At 63.4% G+C, this 17,807-nt stretch carries 18 protein-coding genes; 3 read left to right on the top strand and 15 right to left on the bottom strand.

The genetic code is table 11. The annotated features are described in order from the left end of the window. Nucleotides 1-16: 16 nt before the first annotated feature. The 5 genes from AC1RDJ_RS20385 to AC1RDJ_RS20365 are packed head-to-tail and all read right to left on the bottom strand — an operon-like array spanning nt 17 to nt 4,012. A complete protein-coding gene (locus AC1RDJ_RS20385; RefSeq protein WP_071325323.1) occupies nt 17-610 on the bottom strand; it encodes an SCO family protein in 594 nt (197 codons plus the stop codon). Continuing rightward, the gene (cyoE, locus tag AC1RDJ_RS20380; protein WP_071325324.1) at nt 607-1,506 is read right to left on the bottom strand and encodes a heme o synthase; all 900 of its coding nucleotides are present in this window, start codon (nt 1,504-1,506) and stop codon (nt 607-609) included. The genes AC1RDJ_RS20385 and cyoE overlap by 4 nt, the downstream gene beginning before the upstream one ends. Then, nucleotides 1,507-2,676 carry a COX15/CtaA family protein gene (locus AC1RDJ_RS20375; RefSeq protein WP_493028556.1) on the bottom strand — a complete coding sequence of 390 codons (1,170 nt, stop codon included), beginning with the start codon at nt 2,674-2,676 and terminating at the stop codon, nt 1,507-1,509. 18 nt (nt 2,677-2,694) lie between these two features. Further along, complete coding sequence (locus tag AC1RDJ_RS20370; protein WP_493028512.1) at nt 2,695-3,282, bottom strand: SCO family protein; 588 nt, start codon at nt 3,280-3,282, stop codon at nt 2,695-2,697. 16 nt (nt 3,283-3,298) lie between these two features. Beyond that, nucleotides 3,299-4,012 carry an SURF1 family protein gene (locus AC1RDJ_RS20365; protein ID WP_493028511.1) on the bottom strand — a complete coding sequence of 238 codons (714 nt, stop codon included), beginning with the start codon at nt 4,010-4,012 and terminating at the stop codon, nt 3,299-3,301. Nucleotides 4,013-4,090: 78 nt separating this feature from the next. Here AC1RDJ_RS20365 and AC1RDJ_RS20360 point away from each other — a divergent pair, with 78 nt between their 5' ends. Continuing rightward, nucleotides 4,091-4,291: a twin transmembrane helix small protein gene (locus tag AC1RDJ_RS20360; RefSeq protein ID WP_034748996.1), complete on the top strand. Its 201-nt coding sequence runs from the start codon at nt 4,091-4,093 to the stop codon at nt 4,289-4,291. A gap of 122 nt (nt 4,292-4,413) precedes the next feature. Here AC1RDJ_RS20360 and AC1RDJ_RS20355 read toward each other — a convergent pair whose 3' ends face one another. The 7 genes from AC1RDJ_RS20355 to AC1RDJ_RS20325 form a co-directional block, all read right to left on the bottom strand. Next, on the bottom strand, nt 4,414-5,274 hold the full coding sequence (locus AC1RDJ_RS20355) for a cytochrome c oxidase subunit 3 (protein WP_071325327.1): 861 nt from the start codon (nt 5,272-5,274) through the stop codon (nt 4,414-4,416). 56 nt (nt 5,275-5,330) lie between these two features. Then, nucleotides 5,331-5,537, bottom strand: a complete 207-nt coding sequence (locus AC1RDJ_RS20350) for a DUF2970 domain-containing protein (RefSeq protein WP_289889464.1) — start codon at nt 5,535-5,537, stop codon at nt 5,331-5,333. Between the two features lie 9 nt (nt 5,538-5,546). Continuing rightward, nucleotides 5,547-6,119: a cytochrome c oxidase assembly protein gene (locus AC1RDJ_RS20345; protein WP_083412010.1), complete on the bottom strand. Its 573-nt coding sequence runs from the start codon at nt 6,117-6,119 to the stop codon at nt 5,547-5,549. Nucleotide 6,120: 1 nt separating this feature from the next. After that, nucleotides 6,121-6,237: a cytochrome oxidase small assembly protein gene (locus AC1RDJ_RS20340; RefSeq protein ID WP_232250973.1), complete on the bottom strand. Its 117-nt coding sequence runs from the start codon at nt 6,235-6,237 to the stop codon at nt 6,121-6,123. A 55-nt stretch (nt 6,238-6,292) separates the two neighbouring features. Next, a complete protein-coding gene (gene ctaD, locus AC1RDJ_RS20335; protein ID WP_071325329.1) occupies nt 6,293-7,897 on the bottom strand; it encodes a cytochrome c oxidase subunit I in 1,605 nt (534 codons plus the stop codon). Nucleotides 7,898-7,910: 13 nt separating this feature from the next. Beyond that, nucleotides 7,911-9,119 (bottom strand): cytochrome c oxidase subunit II, encoded by a 1,209-nt coding sequence (coxB, locus tag AC1RDJ_RS20330; protein ID WP_071325330.1) that lies wholly within the window; start codon nt 9,117-9,119, stop codon nt 7,911-7,913. Between the two features lie 465 nt (nt 9,120-9,584). Beyond that, nucleotides 9,585-10,508: a methyltransferase domain-containing protein gene (locus tag AC1RDJ_RS20325; protein WP_493028510.1), complete on the bottom strand. Its 924-nt coding sequence runs from the start codon at nt 10,506-10,508 to the stop codon at nt 9,585-9,587. Between the two features lie 57 nt (nt 10,509-10,565). On the opposite strand from AC1RDJ_RS20325, the gene AC1RDJ_RS20320 reads away from it, so the two are divergent. After that, a complete protein-coding gene (locus AC1RDJ_RS20320) occupies nt 10,566-11,315 on the top strand; it encodes a ComF family protein (protein WP_493028509.1) in 750 nt (249 codons plus the stop codon). Nucleotides 11,316-11,374: 59 nt separating this feature from the next. Continuing rightward, complete coding sequence (gene trmL, locus AC1RDJ_RS20315) at nt 11,375-11,845, top strand: tRNA (uridine(34)/cytosine(34)/5-carboxymethylaminomethyluridine(34)-2'-O)-methyltransferase TrmL (protein ID WP_289889460.1); 471 nt, start codon at nt 11,375-11,377, stop codon at nt 11,843-11,845. A gap of 113 nt (nt 11,846-11,958) precedes the next feature. Here the strand turns inward: trmL and AC1RDJ_RS20310 are convergent, their stop codons facing one another. From AC1RDJ_RS20310 to AC1RDJ_RS20300, 3 genes are read right to left on the bottom strand one after another with little or no spacing between them, the layout of a single operon-like run. Continuing rightward, on the bottom strand, nt 11,959-12,717 hold the full coding sequence (locus tag AC1RDJ_RS20310; RefSeq protein WP_289889459.1) for a hypothetical protein: 759 nt from the start codon (nt 12,715-12,717) through the stop codon (nt 11,959-11,961). Nucleotides 12,718-12,730: 13 nt separating this feature from the next. Beyond that, entirely contained in the window at nt 12,731-14,029 is a 1,299-nt protein-coding gene (locus AC1RDJ_RS20305; protein WP_493028508.1) for a hypothetical protein, read from the bottom strand. Between the two features lie 33 nt (nt 14,030-14,062). Next, on the bottom strand, nt 14,063-17,782 hold the full coding sequence (locus AC1RDJ_RS20300) for a tubulin-like doman-containing protein (RefSeq protein ID WP_493028507.1): 3,720 nt from the start codon (nt 17,780-17,782) through the stop codon (nt 14,063-14,065). Between the last annotated feature and the right edge of the window lie 25 nt (nt 17,783-17,807).

Below are 17,807 nucleotides of genomic sequence, written 5' to 3'. Positions count from 1 at the left end.
GAACGGCGCGACCGGATCAGGATAGCAGAAGTTTAAGATCGTGCGCGATGGCGGCAGGCTTCTCGCCGTGGCGCACGAACAGGCGGATCTTGCCTTCGCGGTCGAACACATAAGTGCCGGCCGTGTGGTCGACCGTATAGCTGTCGTCCGTCTCGCCCTCGACCTTGGCGTAATACACCTTGAATTCCTTGGCGACCTTGGCCGTCGCCGCCGCGTCGCCATACAGGCCCACGAAGCGCTTGTCGAAGGCCGGCACATATTCGGCCAGCAAGGCCTGCTTGTCGCGCTCGGGGTCGACGGTGACGAACAGCACTTGCACCTGGTCCGCCTGCGGGCCCATTTCCTGCATCACCTGGGCCATGTCGGCCATGGTGGTGGGACAGACATCCGGGCATTGCGTGTAGCCGAAGAACATCAGCACCAGCTTGCCCTTGTAGTCGGCCAGGGTGCGCGGGTGGCCCGTATGGTCCGTCAAGGCGAACTCGCGCGCATAGCCGAGGCCCGTCACGTCCGTGTTCTTGAATTCCAGCTTGGTCGCGGCCGGTTTGCCGCAGCCGGCCAGGGCGACGGCCAGCGCGGCCGCCAACAACAGGGTCAGGTATTTTTTCATGTGCCGAAGGGAAGGTAGTGGTCGACCAGCAGCGCCACGAACAGCAGCGCCAGGTAAATGATGGAATACGTAAACGCCTTGCGCGCGATCAAGTCCGTGTAGTGGCGGTACATCTTCCACGCGTAATACAGGAAGCCGGCGTTCAGCACGACGGCCGAGGCCAGGTAGATCAGCCCGCTCATGCGCACGGCATACGGCAGCAAGGTGGTGGCGGCCAGCGCGATCGAATACAGCCAGACGTGGAATTGCGTGAATTTCAAGCCGTGCGTGACGGGCAGCATGGGCAGGCCCGAGCGCGCGTAATCGTCGCGGCGGTACATGGCCAGCGCCCAGAAGTGCGGCGGCGTCCAGACAAAGATGATCAGCACCAGCAGCCACGCCTGCATCGGCACGTCGTTGGCGACGGCGGCCCAGCCCAGCGCGGGCGGCATGGCGCCGGACAGGCCGCCGATGACGATATTTTGCGGCGTGGCCGGTTTCAGCACCATGGTGTAGATCAAGGCATAGCCGACAAACGTGACAAAGGTCAGCCACATGGTCAGCGGATTGACGAGGTGGTACAGGATCGCCATGCCGAGGCCGCCGATCACCAACGCGAACACCACCGTCTGTTTTACCGTGATGTCGCCCATGGCCATCGGGCGGCGCGCCGTGCGGGCCATGCGCGCATCGATTTCGCGCTCGGCCAGGCAGTTGACGGCAAAGGCGGCACCGGCCAGCAGCCAGATGCCGATGGTGCCGAACACCACCGCATGCCAGTCAGGCAATTCCTCGCTGGCCAGGAACATGCCGATGACGGCGCAAAACACGGCCAGCTGCGTCACGCGGGGCTTGGTCAGCGCCCAATACTGGGCGATGCGGGGGGATGGTTTACGGCTGATGGTCTGAGTAGTCATTTATGCGATACGGGAAGTACTGGCTGGTGCCGAGGGCACTGTCGCGGAGGCGGAAGCGGAAGTCCGCGCAACATCGAGTTGGAATTTAGCCTTGTAGTTTAACATGGTCAGCAACAACACGAGCAGCGCCGCCCCGCCGTTATGCAGGACGGCAATCGACAATGGCCAGCTCAGGTAAATCGTCGCCAGGCCCGTGGCCGCCTGCAGGAGCAGCACCACGGCGACCCAGCGCGCCGTGCCGCGCAGCGACGGCAGGCGCCAGGCCCGCCACACCGTATAGCCGATGCCGGCCAGCACGATGAAGGCGAAGTTGCGGTGCACCCAGTGGATGGCCGTCAGCGCGGAAAACGGCAGGTAGTGGCCGGCGGCCGTCTTGCCCAGCTCGCGCCACAAATGGAAACCATGCTCGAAATCCATCTCCGGAATGACTTTCCCGCCGCACAGGGGGAAATCCATGCAGGCCAGGGTGGCGTAGTTGGTGCTCACCCAGCCGCCCAGCGCGATCTGCACGGTCAGGAGCACGAGCGATACGATGGCCAGCGCGCGCACGGGGCGCAGCACGGACGCATCCGCATCGGCGCGCAGCAAGGGTTGCACGGCGTAATCCTGGCGTCCGCCCAGCCACGTCAGCATGGCCAGCAAGCCCATGCCCAGCAGCAAATGGATGGTGACGATCACCGGCTGCAGCTTCAGGGTGACGGTCCAGGCGCCGAACGCGCCCTGCAGGCACACAAACAGGAATAGCGCCGTCGGCAGCGCCGGGGCGAATTCCGCGCGCCTGCTCTTCCTCCACTGGCGCCATGCCTGCACCATCATCGCCACGATCAGCACGCCGATGGCCATGGCCAGGTAGCGGTGCGTCATCTCGATCCACGCTTTCACCACCGTCACGGGGCCCGTCGGCATCAGGGTTTCCGCGGCCACGATGTGCTCGTGCGCGAGGAAGGGATTGGCAGAACCATAACAGCCGGGCCAGTCGGGACAGCCGAGGCCGGAATCGGACAGGCGCGTGAAGCCGCCAAACATGATCAGGTCGACCGTCAAAAAGACGGCGATCCACACGAGCTTGCGGTATTTATTCGCGTCCGCGGATACCCAGACCATGGTCAAGGGCAACAGCGCCACCAGCAGACCCGTCAAGCCCAGCTGGGCCAGCGCGGAAAGATGCATCGTCGGCATGGATACCCCTCAACCGATCGCCGAAGCTTTGAGCAGCTTGGCGATGTCTTTCTTGATCTTGTTCGGGTCCGCGTCCTTCGGGAAGCGCATCATCAGGTTGCCCAGCGGGTCGATCAGATACAGGTGATCGCTGCTCTTGCCGCCCGGTTCCACCGGCAGCCACGCTTTCAGCGCGTCGCCATTCACGCGCAGCATGCTGGTGCCGTCGAATTCGCGCATCACCAGCGTGTCGAGCGGCTGCGCATCCGTCACCAGCCAGACGCGCTCGAGGCGCTCGCGTTCCTTGCCCTGCATGAGGCGCAGTTGTTGCATGTCAAACAATTGCTTCTTGCACGCTTCCTGGCAATCGGACGGTCCCGTTTGCAGCATCACCCACTTGCCCTTGAACTGGGCCAGCGGCGCGTCCTTGCCATCGAGTTCCGTCACGTGCAATTGCGCCTCGGGTATCGGGTACAGGCGCGGGTCGATCAGGGCGCCATAGTTGTTGCGGCCCGACGGCTTGATGATGTAGTAGGTGAAATACGAGGCGATGATAGGAAACGCGCACACGGCCACCACGGCCAGCAGTTTCCACCGTCCTTGTGTCTGTTTGCTCATGCTGTCTTGGTTTGTTTCAGGGCTGTTTGTTTGCACGTCGAAATCCTGTAAAGACAAAAAATAAAAAAGCCATCAGTGCCAGGGCGAGCCACTGGAATGCATAGCCGCGGTGCTTGTCGGCGCCCAGGTCGGGCGCCGGCCAGTCGCGCACGGGAAGCTGGCTGGACGCTGGCGCCGCTGTCGGATCAACTGGGTTAACTGTCTGTTCGAGGATCAATGGCTGCAGGGCCAGGCCGCTGGCCTGCGCCAGCTGGCCGATATCGGCATTTTGCACGATGGCATGCGGCGCCAGCGGAGGCGCCGTGCCCAGTTCCATCACATGGCCCGCGTTCAGGCGCGCGATGCCGGTGATGGTGAGCGTGCCCGCAGGCGTGCTGTAATCGGGGATGCGCGTGCGCTCGGCATTGTTGCGCGGCAACCAGCCCTGCGCCACCAGCACGTGCATGGTCGAACCGTCGAGCTGGAATGGCGTGAGCACGTGGAAGCCGGCCTGGCCCTTGTACGGGCGGTTGTCCAGGTACACCGTCCAGGCTGACACGAAGCGGCCCGTGACGGTGATTCTGCGATATTCGATGGCTTGCGCATCGGCCGGCAGCAGCGGCGCGGCGCTCAAGGCCAGGGGCGCGGCCAGGTTGCCCGCTTCCAGCCGGGCGGCGCGGGCGATTTTCTCGTCGGCGCGGCGCTGCTGCCATTGCGCCAGCGATAGCCCCAGCGCCACCAGTAGCAGCATTACAACAAATGGAATCCATCTAAAATGGAAGCGGATACGCATTACAATGAAACCTCCTCAAGCCTGGCGCTACCATCCATGAAAATCCTCGTTGCCATCGCCTTCATCCTGATCCTGGGCAGCCTGGGCTCGGCCCTGTTCTTCTTGATGCGTGACAAGGGCAAGAGCAACCGCACCGTGCAGGCGCTGGCCCTGCGCGTGGGGCTGTCGATCACCCTGTTCCTGCTGATCCTGCTGGCGCACAAGCTCGGCTATATCCAGCCGACGGGCATCCATTAGGCTAGGCATTGCCTGATTGGCAAAATCTTCAAACTATGAAAAAAGCCGTACCCGGGATCTCCCGGTACGGCTTTTTTCATGGTGACGGCGCGCCCCTCAATAGCGCGCGCCCTGCCCCGCCATTATAACCAATACACGACCACGTACAGGCCCAGCCAGACGACGTCGACAAAGTGCCAGTACCAGGCGGCGCCTTCGAAGCCGAAGTGGTGCTCGGGCGTGAAGTGGCCTTTCAGCACGCGGTACAGGATAACGGACAGCATGATGGCACCCAGGGTCACGTGGAAGCCGTGGAAACCCGTCAGCATGAAGAAGGTGGCGCCGTAGATGCCGGACGTCAGCTTCAAGTTCAGTTCGCTGTAGGCATGGATGTATTCGTAGACCTGGAAGCCCATGAAGATGGCGCCCAGCAAGATCGTGGCGAACAGGAACAGGGCCGTCATGCCGCGGTGGCCGGCGCGCAGCGCGTGGTGCGAGATGGTCAGGGTCACGCCCGACAGCAGCAGCAGGGCCGTGTTAATGGTCGGAATCCAGAACGGCGTCATGGTGGTGAATTCCTGCACCGTGCCGGCCGGGCCCGTATTGCCCCAGTGGGCGGCGAAATCGGGCCAGATGAATTTGTGGTCGAGGTCGGCCAGCCAGGGCATCGAGATGCTGCGCGCATAGAACAGGGCGCCGAAGAAGGCGGCGAAGAACATGACTTCCGAGAAGATGAACCAGCTCATGCTCCAGCGGAAGGAGTGGTCGATGCGTTCGCTGTACAGGCCCTGCTCCGACTCGCTGATGGCGTCGCCGAACCAGAAATACAGCACCAGCAGGATGCCGGCCAGGCCCAGGTAATTCACATACGGGCCCCAGGAGACGTCGTTGACCCAGGCCGAGGCGCCGATCATGGTCAGCAGCAGGCTGGCGCCGCCCAGCATGGGCCAGCGCGAAGGCCCCGGCACAAAGTAATAGGGTACGGCGGCGTGGTTGGAACTCATCATCATCTCCTCAAAAACTTGTAGGGTGGTTTTTATACGTTATAGATGTTGCGAAATCATGAGACAGCGAATTTAACGATGGTAAGCAGGACGCCGATCAGGCAAGCCACCACGAGGAAGCCGGCGATGACGATGTGCACGGGATTGAGCTTGACCGAATCCGTATCGAAATCGCTCTTGCGGCGCAAGCCCGTAAACGACCAGACGACGGCCCGCAGCGAATACAGGAACGACGCTTTTTCAGGTTTCGCTGGCTCAGCCATGGCACTCTCCTATTGCACGGCCGGCGTTTGAGCCTGGCTCAGACCGGCAATCTCGAAAAACGTGTACGACAGGGTGATGGTCTTCACCTCTTTCGGCAGGGCCGGATCGAGGAAGAACACCACCGGCATCTGCCGCGCCTCGTGCGGCTTCAAGGTCTGCTGCTTGAAGCAGAAGCACTCGACTTTCTTGAAATGTGGCGTCGCGCTCTGCGGCGCGTAGCTGGGGATGGCTTGCGCATTGACGATGCGGTTCTGCGTGTTGACCACTTCATACATGACCGTCACCAGTTCGCCCGGATGCACCTGCATGCTCGAAACGACGGGGCGGAAGCGCCACGGCCCCTGCGCATTGCCGTCGAACTCGACGGTGATGCTGCGCGTCGTGTCGACCTGCGTATTGTTGTCGTAGGCCACCGTGCCATCTTTTTGCGTCAGCACATTGATGCCCATCACTTCGCAAATCTGCTTGTAGACGGGAATCAGCGCATAGCCAAAGCCGAACATCAGGATGGCAATGACGATCAGCTTGCCCAGCATCTTGCGGTTCAGGCCGCGCGTTTCCTGTTGCACCGGGGTCGTCACGTCAGAACCACAGGCGCTTGGCGAACACGGACAGGAAGAAGAAGGCCGCCAGGCCCCCCAGTATCAGTCCGGTGCGCAGGTTGTTCGGTTTTTTACGCTCAGTTTTCACTTCGGTCATGGCAGGCACTCTATTCAAGGCGGGCCGGAGGACACCCCGGCCCGTGACACTGGCATTACTTCACTGTGGGCGGCGTCTCGAACGTGTGGAATGGCGCCGGGCTCGGCACGGTCCATTCCAGGCCTTCCGCGCCTTCCCATGGTTTCGCCGGGGCAGCCTTACCGCCGCGAATGGTCGGGATCACGACGAACACGAGGAAGTACACTTGCATCAGGCCAAAACCGAAGCCGCCGATCGAAGCGATCATATTAAAATCCGTGAACTGCGCCGGATAATCGGCGTAGCGACGCGGCATGCCGGCCAGGCCCAGGAAGTGCATCGGGAAGAAGGTGACGTTGAACGTGATCAGCGACAGCCAGAAGTGGATCTTGCCGCGCGTCTCGTTGTACATATGGCCCGTCCATTTCGGCGACCAGTAGTAGAAGCCGGCGAACAGGGCGAACAGGGAACCGGCCACCAGCACGTAGTGGAAGTGCGCCACCACATAATAGGTATCCTGCAGCTGGATGTCGATCGGCGTCACGGCCAGGATCAGGCCCGTGAAGCCGCCCATGGTAAACACGAAGATGAAGCCCACCGAGAACAGCATCGGCGTCTCGAACGTCATCGAACCCTTCCACATGGTGGCGATCCAGTTGAACACTTTCACGCCCGTCGGCACGGCGATCAGCATGGTCGCGTACATGAAGAACAGCTGGCTGGTAACCGGCATGCCGGTGGTAAACATGTGATGCGCCCAGACGATGAACGACAGGATGGCGATCGAGGCCGTGGCGTACACCATCGACGCATAGCCGAACAGCGGCTTGCGGGCAAACGCGGGCAGAATCTGCGAGACGATGCCGAAGGCCGGCAAGATCATGATGTAGACCTCGGGGTGGCCGAAGAACCAGAAGATGTGCTGGTACATGACGGGGTCGCCGCCGCCTGCCGCATTAAAGAAGGACGTGCCGAAATGGCGGTCCGTCAGGGTCATGGTAATGGCGCCAGCCAGCACCGGCATGACGGCGATCAACAGATACGCGGTAATCAGCCAGGTCCAGCAGAACATCGGCATTTTCATCAGGGTCATGCCCGGCGCGCGCATGTTGAGGATGGTGACGATGATGTTGATCGAGCCCATGATGGACGAGGCGCCCATCAGGTGCATGGCGAAAATGGCCATGTCCATGCCAGGGCCCATCTGCGTCGACAGCGGCGCATACAGGGTCCAGCCGGCAGCCGTGGCGCCGCCCGGCACGAGGAAGGACGTGGCCAGCAGGATGGCGGCCGGCGGCAGCAGCCAGAACGAGAAGTTGTTCATGCGCGCAAACGCCATGTCGGAAGCACCCACCTGCAGCGGGATCATCCAGTTGGCGTAGCCGACGAAGGCCGGCATGATGGCGCCAAACACCATCACCAGGCCGTGCATGGTGGTCAGCTGGTTGAAGAATTCAGGGTGAAAGAATTGCAAGCCGGGATGAAACAGTTCCGTACGGATCATCAGGGCCAGCACGCCGCCCGACAGCAGCATGATGAACGAGAACCACAGGTACAGGGTCCCGATATCCTTGTGATTGGTGGCAAACAGCCAGCGGCGCAAGCCGGTGGGGTGATCGTGGGCATGGTCGTGATCGTGACCGGCGTGGTCCAAGGTGCTAGTGCTCGTGCTAGTACTCATATGCGGCTCCTAATTACTTGCGTGCAGCCACGATTTCGGCTGGTTGAACGATGTTCTCTTCGGCCTTGTTCGACCAGGAATTGCGCGTGTAAGTGATCACTGCGGCGATTTCCGTGTCGGACAGCTGTTTCCAGGCGGGCATTTCCGCCGGATACTTGCCGCTCTTTTGCCCGTTCAGCAAGACGTGTATCTGTTCCGCCTTCGGACCGTTCACCACGGCCGAGCCGTCGAGCGGCGCGAACGCACCCGGCACGCCCTTGCCCGTCGCCTGATGGCAGACCACGCAGTTGGCCGCATACACTTTCTCGCCCTTGACCTTCAATTCGTCGATGGTCCACACCTTGCTTGGATCATCGGCCAGTGCGGCCATTTCCTTTTGTTTCACATCAACCCAGGCCTTGTAATCGTCAGCCGAGACGACCTTGACGACGATGGGCATGAACGCATGTTCCTTGCCGCACAGCTCGGCGCAATTGCCGCGGAAGGTGCCGATATGGTCGGACTTGAACCAGGTGTCGCGCACGAAGCCGGGAATCGCATCCTGCTTCACGCCAAAGGCGGGCACGGACCAGGCGTGGATGACGTCGTTGGCCGTCAGCACCATGCGGATCTTCTTGTTGACCGGCACCACGACTTCATTGTCGACTTCGATCAGGTAGTTCTCGCCGCGTTTTTCCGTCGGCGGCACGCCCGGCGCGCCCACTTGCGCGCGCGGCGTGGCCAGGTTGGAGAGGAAGGAAATGCCTTCGCCCTCGCCTTTCAGGTAATCGTAGCCCCATTTCCACTGCATGCCGGTAGCCTTGATCGTGATGTCGGCGTTCGACGTATCCTTCATGCCGACCACGGTGCGCGTGGCGGGCAGGGCCATGCCGATGACGATCAGGAAAGGCACGACGGTCCAGGCGATCTCGACGGTGGTGCTTTCGTGGAAGGTGGCCGGCTTGTGGCCCAGGGACTTGCGATGCTTGAAGATGGAGTAAAACATGACGCCGAACACGGCCACGAAGATCACCAGGCAGATGATCATCATCCAGGTGTGCAAATCGTAGATTTCATGGGCGATCTGTGTCGCCGGCGGTTGCAGATTCATTTCGAACGGCACGGGACCACCGGTGCCTGGATAGGTGCCGGCAGCCGGTGCCGCCGTGGCCCATCGCCCGATGCCAAACGCTGTCAGCGACAGCCCGAGCAGCAACGATTGAAGTCGCTTTGCATGTTTCATGTTTTCCCCAACCACCCAAAAATAATGATATTTTAAACGGCTGCGGACTTCTCCGTACTGGACCGCTGCCGCTCCTCCATGAAAGCAACACGGCCAAAACATGGCCCTGCGCCTCAAGCACCAGCGAATTCCATGCTGACTGTCCTGTCAAAAACGACGGCGGACAAGCATGCTGGAATCCTGTTTTTCTTCCCCGCCATTAAATGGCCCTGCGTGGAAGATGGTTACTATACTAATGCAGTAACTTCAATTAAGTCTTGCTTTGTTTTTTTTATTTTGTATGCAGCCCTTGTTTTTTAAGCTTAGCAAGCTGACAAACAATCAACGATTATAATCAAGTAAACTTGAATCCATCAAGCAATAATCGGCATCGTGCGCACCCCTGGCCCCGTCGCCGCGCGCTTTGCAACGGTTGCCGCAACAGCGGCATGCCGATGGCGACCAAGTGTCGGTTTCTTTCGGCTTTTATTTGGGTTTTCTGGGCAGGTCGAAACGGATGATGGCTTCCCCATTGCGCGTCACGCGCGGCGCCGGACGGAAGGCGTGGCCGTAGATCACCTCGAAGCTCAGGCCCAGCTTGCCGTCGGGACGGCGCATCTTTTCCAGCGCGGCCAGCATGCGCTGCCACGCCGCCTTGCCCATCAGGCCGCGCCGGCGCGTCGTCAGCGGGTTGCCACCAAACGCGCGCACGTCGGCCAGCAGCTTTTCCGCCGTGTCGTAGGTGACGGTGATGATCTCCATGTCCAGCACGGGCGTGGAAAAACCTGTCTCGACGAGCATGTCGCCAAAGTCGTGCATGTCGACGAAGGGCAAGGCATGCGGATACAGGTCAGCCTCGGCAAAGGCGTCGCGCACTTCGCGGAAGGTGTCGGGCCCAAAGCACGAAAACATCAGCAAGCCGTCGAGGCGCAACGCGCGGCGCCATTCGGCAAACACGCGGTCGGGCTGGGCATGCCAGTGCAGCGCCAGGTTCGACCACACGAGGTCGACGCTGCCCTGCGCCAGCGGCAAGTCGCCGAGGTCGCCGCACAGCAAGTCCACGCCCGCCTTGGCCGGCAAGAGCTTGCTGAGGAACTGGTTCAGGCTGGCCAGTTTCGACGCCGGCGCGCGCGCCGCCTGCATCATCGCTTGCGCTGCATCGAGACCGATAATCTGCGCGGCGGGATAATCCTTGTGCAACTGCGCCAGATCCGCGCCGGGGCCGCAGCCGGCGTCGAGCACGCGCAAAGGGGCGATCTTCACCAGCTCCAGGCGCTCGTGCATGCGCGTTGATACTTCGCGGCGCAGGAAGTCCGACGGCGCGACGCGCGCCGGACGGGAAAAGAAATCGCGTACTTGCACCGCATCGACGGGCGCACTCATTTTGGGCGGACTGGTGGGAACTGGCATGTTGAATCGGGTGAGGTGAGATAATGTCGGCAGTGTACATGGAACGACGCCATCGCGATGCGGAACGCCGCCAGGCCCAGCCTTGATGCCGCATGGCAGGCGCTCAAGCTGCGGCTGGGCGCCTGCCTGCTGCCGGCGCAGTGCGCGCTGTGCGGCATGGGCTGCGCGGAAGTGCTGTGCCCGCCCTGCCGCGCGCAGTACCTGGGACAGCTGCGGCCGCGCTGCCGCCTATGCGCCAATCCGCTCGATGACGCGGCAAAGCTGTGCGGACGCTGCCTGCGCCAGCGGCCCGCGTATGACGCCACGATCACGGCGTTTGATTATGCGGCGCCCGTCGACCAGTTGCTGCTGCAGCTGAAATTCGGTGCGCGCCTGGCGCTGGCGCCCCTGCTTGCACAATTGCTATATGTAGCCATACAGCAACAGTCTAACTGGGAACGGCCGCAACTGCTGTGTCCCGTGCCGCTCGGCCCTGCCCGCCTGGCCGAGCGGGGTTTCAACCAGGCGCTGGAAATCGCCCGTCCGCTGGCGCGCCTGCTGCAGCTGCCCTTGCAGCCTCGGCTGGCGCTGCGGCTGCGCGAAACACGGGCGCAAAGCGGCGTGGCGCCGCAGGAACGTCAAGCCAACCTGGCCCATGCGTTTGCCATCACGCCGGACTATGTGGCGCTATTGCAAGGATGCCATGTCGGCATCGTCGACGACGTCATGAGCAGCGGCCATACCGTCAACGCGCTGGCGGCCGCCTGCAAGGGCGCAGGGGCAGGGAAAGTCAGCATCCTGGCCGTGGCGCGCACGCCGCCGCGCTGAAGCCGCTGAAGCCGCTGAAGCACCGATTGGATAGTAGATAGGTTAACAAGGAGAGTATTTTGTTTCACGTCGTTTTGGTAGAACCCGAAATCCCGCCCAATACGGGCAACGTCATCCGTTTGTGCGCGAACACGGGCGCGCAGCTGCACCTGGTCGAGCCGCTGGGCTTTCCCCTCGACGATTCCAAGATGAAGCGCGCCGGCCTCGATTACCACGACTACGCCAGCATGAAGGTGCACAAGAACTGGGCAGCGTTCCTGGCCGACACCCAGCCCGACCCGGCCCGCATGTTCGCCATGACGACGCGCGGCTCGCGTCCGTTCGGCGAAGTGGCCTTCCTGCCCGGCGACGTGTTTGTGTTCGGTTCGGAGACGAAAGGCCTGGATCCGGCCCTGCGCGACGGCTTCCCGGCGGAGCAGCGCATCCGCCTGCCCATGCGCCCCGACAACCGCAGCCTGAACCTGTCGAATACGGTGGCCGTCGTCGTCTATGAAGCGTGGCGCCAGCATGGCTACGCCGGCGGCGCGTAGGTCGGATTAGGCCCAAGAGGCCGTAATCCGACAACATAGTTGGCGTTAGTGGTGTTGTCGGCTTACGCGGGGCCTTACCCCGCTCATCCGACCTACGCGTTTGCATACGGCAATCAGCGCAGCGCCAGCTGCGCGTCAACGCCCGTATCCGCATCCAGCATCACCAGCTGCGTGCGCAAGTCGCGCGTGGCGGCCAGCTTGCCGTTGACGTACAGGTTGGTCTTGACGCCATATACGCCTTGCGACACGCCCGCAGGCAAGGTCAGCTCGAACGAGTTCTCGAAGCGCCCGCCCGATTTATTGTTGCTGGCCAACGCTTTCGAACCGGACTTGAACGGCTGGCCCTGCGGATCGAGCACCACCAGCTCTTCGCGCACGTCGTTGACGCTTTGCGCGCTGCCATTGACCAGCTCCACCACGGACGTGACCTTGAACGGCTGGCCGCGCTTGACGGTGGACGCGCTCAGCTGCGGCGTGTACGACACCACTTGCGGTTCGCGCGGCAAGGCGCCACGCGCGCGGATGTAGTCGCGGTCGGCCTGCGCCGCCGTCTTGGTCTGGCGCGAATTGACATTGATCGCCAGGCAACCGGCCGCCGCCAGGCCGCCGCCGATGGCCGCGCCCTTCAGCGCGCCATTCTTGCCGCTGACCAGCGCTCCCAGCAAGGCTCCCACGGCCGCGCCGGCCGCTGCCGTCGCGCCCACGCTGCACGGATCGTCGTCCGTCGCACCCGCCTGCGGCGCCTGCCCGCCTTGCGGATAGGTATTGTCCTGGCGCACGCCATTCGGATTCATCGGCGCCGTGGCGCAGCCGGCCAGCATGGCCGTGATGGTCAGCGCGGCTGCCGCGCGCAGGGTGGTCTGGTTGAACATGCTCGCTCCAAGTCTATTTGATCGTTGTTTCCGTCTGCAGCACCTGGCGTTCGCGCTCGCGGATGCGGCGCGACAGGCTGTCGATGCGCGCATTGGCGGGATCGATGCGGCGCGCGCTGTCCAGGTAAGTCTTGGCCGCATCGAACTTGCCTTCCGCCAGCGAACGCTCGGCGTCGCGCAGAAACGATAGCGCCATCTCGTTGCGCATGGCGGCGCCATTGTCGGCCGGCGCCGCCTCCGCCACGGCTGCTCGTTCGACCGCGCGCGCAGGCACGGGTTCCCGCGGCGCGACACGAGCGGGGGCCGGGACGGGAGCCGTCTCCAGCACCGCCGGCGTTGACACCGGCGCCTCGGATGGCGTCGCCGCAGCCGCGGCAGCCGCTGTCGCAGCGGACAGGGCTTGCAAGTCCCCCTTCAGCTGGGGCAATTCCGGCGCCTCGCGGTCGATCGCTTCCAGCCTGCCGATGCCGTTTTGCGCGGCCACCGCATCCTTGCCGTCGAGCGCCTGGCGCACGCCTACCTGCACCGACGCGGCCGCCGCCTGCTGGCGCGCCAGCTGCTTGCGCAGCTGGTCCACCGTGGATGCGCCCGCGCAATCGGCATCGAGCGCGGCGACGCCTTTGGCGGCGCTTTGCAATTGATGACCGTCAATATGGCGTTCGATGGCGCGCACGCTGCGCTGGCAGCCGCCCGAGGCGGCGCCAGCCTTGCTGATCGCCGCCTGCAAATCGTCCGCCTTGGCGCTGGACTTGCCCGTGCAAACGTTTTTCGCCGTCGCCAGCTTTTGCCGCGCGCCGTCGAGGCTGCCATTCGCCACCAGTTTCAGGCCGCTGTCGATGGCGTCGTTGCAGGCCGATGCGTTCTTGCCGCCCGGCTTGCCATTCATGTAGGCGATGACGGCCGCCAGCACGGCGAGGCCGGCTATCCACTTGAGCCACGCGCGCGATGGCGGTGGCGGCGGTGGCGACGCAGGCGGTACCGGTGGTGTCGGCGCTGTCGGCGCCTTTGGCTTAGGCGGTGGCGCGGCCGGCGCCGGTGCCGGTGCCGGTGCCGGCTGAGCTTCCTTCAACCGCTCGACTTTCGGCACCGATACCGGCACGGGTGGCGGCTTCGGCGCAGGCGCGGCCACCGCAGGCGGTTTCACCGGCGCCGGCGGCGTCACAGGCGTCACTGGCAGCGGTGGCGGCTTGTGGTCGACGGCGGCCGGCAACGGCGCCGACGGCTGCGCGGCGCCAGCCAGCGCCTGCCCGCAGTACGGACAATGGCTGACAGCGCTGAACAGGCCGCCCTTACATTTGATGCAGATATCCAAAACTAATCCTTCATTGCAACGTCATTCCAGCGTTCAGCCCAATGGCGGCGGCATCAGCGGTGGCGGCGCGCTGTGAAACAGGGGGGCCAGCTCGGCGAACTGGGCCAGGTCGACCCAGGCCGGCAAGCCGGCGCGCCACACCTTGGCCGTGGCCGGCTGCACTTGCCCGCCCTGCACGTATTGCACGATCTGCTGGGCCGTGAACGGTCCCTGCTGCTGGCCATTGATCCCCAGGAAATACTGATGCTCGACCAGGGGCGGCGGCATGCCGCCCAGCGGCGGGGGCGCCATGCCGAAGGCGGGGGCCGCCGCGCCAAACGGCGCCGCTGCGGCTGCCGCGCTGCCGGCCGGACGCAGCAATTGCTCCAGGCGCCCCGCTTCCAGCATTTCCGCCTTGATCGCATACTTCAGGCGCGGCTGGCCATCGTCTTCCGGCTCGCGCACTTCCCAGTCGTAGGCGTCGCTGTCGGAGTCGCCGATGACGTTCGCCCACTCCTTCAGGCGGCCCAGCAGGGTCGTCACGGTACGGTCCAGCTCATCGCTGGCCATGCCCTTGCGGCGCGCCGACTCGCGCAGGCGCGCGCCCACCTCGGCGGAAATAGCGCTGCCAAAGCCGATATACGGCAGCTGCGAGCCATCGGCTTGCGCCACCAGCTTGGGCGCATACACGCCCCGCTCGTAGTATTTTGCCAGCGCCGCCATGGCCGCCGTCTGCACGGCATCAAGCGCAGCGAGTTTTTCTTCGATGCGCAACGCGATATTTTTCTCGTACGAGGCGGGCATGCCGTTCTGGCGGATGGCGCGCTCGTTGCCGATGCGGCGCAAGTCGCCCGGTTCGACGGCAAACTGGTACTGGCCCGGCGGCACGACCCGGCCCGTGTGGCGCGTCAGCACGCCCAGCATGATCGCCTGCAGGAATTCGCCGAAGTCTTCGGCCAGGCGCTTCATCTCGTCCGTATTGGGTGCGATCGGATGCGTGAATTGCGTCGGATCGATATGCGTGTGCGTCGGCGCCTTGTCGTTGTCGCCTTCCTTGCGGTAGCTGGTGCGCCAGCCTTCCAGGCCGCGCAGCACCGTCATCGGCACGCCGGCCAGCTCGCAATAGCAGACGGCGCGTCCGCGCAAGCCCGTCTCGACGATTTCCAGCTGGCTCACCGTGATGCCCACCTGGGTCGGCACGCACGATTCGAGTTCGGCGCCGAATTTCGCCTTGAAGGCGGCCGCGTTGGCCACGCCGATCACGCACTTGAACTGGTCCGACACCACCGTGAAGTCGCCCGCCATGTTGGCGTCGATCCACGGCATGGAGCAGGCCAGCAGCTTGCGGAAGCGGTCCAGGCGTTCGGACACATCCATCTGCTCGAGCGCCTCGAACAGCGGGTCCGGCACGCTGGTGGCGCCTTCGGCCAGGCCCGTGCTGGCAATCATGTTTTCAGCCATGCGCGTGACTTTGGCCAGGATCAAGGCGCGCTGCGCCGGTTCGCCCAGCATGGGGAACAGCGCTTTCGAGCCGCCCATGTCCTTGAACGCTTCATCGGCCCACTGGCGCAAGGTGGACGCCGATGGCAACGCCACGTCTTTTTCCGTGACGGGAATGACGATCAGGGTCGCGTGTTCCTTGTCCAGGTCCTTGCGCAGGATGGTATTGGCCGTCTTCAGTTCGGCCAGCATGGCCAGCACGCCTTCGCGGCCCGCCTGCAGCTCGCCCACCAGGCCATTCCATTGCGCGCGGCCCTGTCCATCGACGCCGATGCGGTTGCCCAGCCAGCGCGACAGTTCGCCCAGCAGGATGACGGCTTCGTCGGCCGCCTTGGCGCGCAGGTGGAATTTCAGCGCATTCGCCATTTCCGTGCGCAGATGGTCCATCACCACGCCCGCCTGCTTCTCGCTGTTGCTGAGGAAGCCGAAGGTGCTGCGCGTCTGCTCGAGGTTGTTCAACAGGCGCTCGTATTCGCGCGAACGCACGGCTTCCTTGATCTCGCGGTAGCGCTCGGCATTCGCGCCGATCTGCGCCGTCAAGCCGCTGCCGGGCGCCTCGATGCGGTCCTTGATCTGTTCCACCAGCGACAGCACGTATTCGAGGCCGCCGAATTCCTTGTTGTCCAGGTAGCCATACAGCTGGTCGCGCACGACTTTCTTGATATCGTCGAGCACTTCGCGGCGGCGCTTGCTGATGCGGTCTTCCGTCGTGTCGGCCGTGGAATCCTGGTCGCGCACGGCGTCGCGCTCCAGGTGTTTCATGGCGTCGCGCACCTGGGCCGGCCATTCGCTGCGCTCAAAACCCGTGCGGATATCGTTGATGCGCGTATTGACCCGGTTTTCCACGCCGGCCAGCAGGTGGCCGTGGCGGTCTTCCAGCAATTCCTCGACGGCGCGGTAATCGATGAAGTCGCCGCTGGAGCGCTTCAGTTCGATGCTCTTGTCGGAAAACTCGGGGAAATCGCTGAACGGCGTACCCTTCAGGAACATATTCGCCGCCAGGAAATTGTCGCGCTGCGCATCCGTGGCGCGGTTGGCGCCGGCATCCGTGCCGCCCACGCCAAAGAAGGCTTGCAGCATGGCGCCGGCCCAGCGGTGGGCCCGCTCGTCGCGCGCCGCTTCCTGGCGCGTATCGAGCACGGCCATGCCGAACGAGGAAAAGCGCTTCGAGAAATACAGGCGCATGTCGCCGAAGCGGTCTTGCGGCACGGGCGCGTTGTACAGGGAATTCTTGTGCTGCGCCTGGTTGACGGCGATCGAGCGCTTGGCGCGCGCGAAGTCGGCCGAGGCGAAATCCTCGAACAGCGAATCGGCTACCATGTGGTAGACGTCGCTGACATCCTTGGTGTGCTGCTGCGCCAGGTTGCCCGAATCGATCAGGTAAACCTCGCTGTACGGCTCGCGCGACAGTTCCGGGCGGTCGTACGCATCCCAGCGGCCCACGTAACCCTTGTTGCCCATCATCGCCGATTCCAGTTCCATCAGCGCCGCATAGCCATTGGCCTCGACGCGGTCCTTGTTGGCCTTGGTGTAGCCGGTCGGCAAGAACAGCATCAGTTCGACGTCGGCCGCGCCCACTTCGCTGCGCGCCAGCCAGCGCGCCAGCAAGCCCATGTCGAGGAAGGAACCGGAGCCCGTGCCGCCCGCTACCGAGCCGACGATGACGATGCGGAAACGGTTCGTTTCCATGCGCAAGCCCAGTTCGGCCAGCTGGCGCTCGTGCGACAGGCCCGCCTTCAGCGCCTTGAGCTTGAGGCGGATCTTGTCGCGGATCTTCGCGTACTTGTCGAAGAAGTACAGGCGCGACACGGCGCGGATCTGGCCGGCGCCGCTGCTCATGTCGAAACGCAGTTCGCGGATGCGCTGCGGCGTCAGCGGCAGCCATTCCTTGATATGCGGATATTTCTCCAAGGAATCTTCATCACGGCTGTACTTGTCCATGTCGAACGATTCGACCACCTTGTCGTCATCAGTGAACTTCACCTGGTCGAACTGCAAGTCTTTCGCCTGCGATTCGCCGCTCTCGATCACGGCGCCATTGTCGAGGTCGAAATGGATGAATTGCGCGATGGGAAAGTCCGCCAGCCCCTCGATGCGCGTGCGGTTGCCCGCGCCGCCCCACAGGGTGTTGAGGATGCGCCGGCGCACGCGCATCAGCACCTGCATGCCCGTGCCGCCGATGCCGATGAACAGGGTCGGGCGCAGTTCAATGATCTTGTCCTGCTTGCGCTCGCTGGCGCCGCCGGTGATGGTTTGGTTCAGGTTCTCTGCCATGGTGATTCCTTGGATAAAGCGTGTT

It is taken from the genome of Janthinobacterium sp. GW822-FHT07H10, from assembly GCF_058798675.1.
Note: the sequence above shows the minus strand (reverse complement) of the source record. Positions and strands in the feature narration are given on the sequence as shown.

What these genes read in the sequence shown, in the direction of transcription:
- AC1RDJ_RS20385 (WP_071325323.1), bottom strand. Translation starts at nt 610, where the DNA reads ATGAAAAAATACCTGACCCTGTTGTTGGCGGCCGCGCTGGCCGTCGCC.
- cyoE (WP_071325324.1), bottom strand. Translation starts at nt 1,506, where the DNA reads ATGACTACTCAGACCATCAGCCGTAAACCATCCCCCCGCATCGCCCAG.
- AC1RDJ_RS20375 (WP_493028556.1), bottom strand. Translation starts at nt 2,676, where the DNA reads ATGCATCTTTCCGCGCTGGCCCAGCTGGGCTTGACGGGTCTGCTGGTG.
- AC1RDJ_RS20370 (WP_493028512.1), bottom strand. Translation starts at nt 3,282, where the DNA reads ATGAGCAAACAGACACAAGGACGGTGGAAACTGCTGGCCGTGGTGGCC.
- AC1RDJ_RS20365 (WP_493028511.1), bottom strand. Translation starts at nt 4,012, where the DNA reads ATGCTGCTACTGGTGGCGCTGGGGCTATCGCTGGCGCAATGGCAGCAG.
- AC1RDJ_RS20360 (WP_034748996.1), top strand. Translation starts at nt 4,091, where the DNA reads ATGAAAATCCTCGTTGCCATCGCCTTCATCCTGATCCTGGGCAGCCTG.
- AC1RDJ_RS20355 (WP_071325327.1), bottom strand. Translation starts at nt 5,274, where the DNA reads ATGAGTTCCAACCACGCCGCCGTACCCTATTACTTTGTGCCGGGGCCT.
- AC1RDJ_RS20350 (WP_289889464.1), bottom strand. Translation starts at nt 5,537, where the DNA reads ATGGCTGAGCCAGCGAAACCTGAAAAAGCGTCGTTCCTGTATTCGCTG.
- AC1RDJ_RS20340 (WP_232250973.1), bottom strand. Translation starts at nt 6,237, where the DNA reads ATGACCGAAGTGAAAACTGAGCGTAAAAAACCGAACAACCTGCGCACC.
- ctaD (WP_071325329.1), bottom strand. Translation starts at nt 7,897, where the DNA reads ATGAGTACTAGCACGAGCACTAGCACCTTGGACCACGCCGGTCACGAT.
- coxB (WP_071325330.1), bottom strand. Translation starts at nt 9,119, where the DNA reads ATGAAACATGCAAAGCGACTTCAATCGTTGCTGCTCGGGCTGTCGCTG.
- AC1RDJ_RS20325 (WP_493028510.1), bottom strand. Translation starts at nt 10,508, where the DNA reads ATGCCAGTTCCCACCAGTCCGCCCAAAATGAGTGCGCCCGTCGATGCG.
- AC1RDJ_RS20320 (WP_493028509.1), top strand. Translation starts at nt 10,566, where the DNA reads ATGCGGAACGCCGCCAGGCCCAGCCTTGATGCCGCATGGCAGGCGCTC.
- AC1RDJ_RS20310 (WP_289889459.1), bottom strand. Translation starts at nt 12,717, where the DNA reads ATGTTCAACCAGACCACCCTGCGCGCGGCAGCCGCGCTGACCATCACG.
- AC1RDJ_RS20300 (WP_493028507.1), bottom strand. Translation starts at nt 17,782, where the DNA reads ATGGCAGAGAACCTGAACCAAACCATCACCGGCGGCGCCAGCGAGCGC.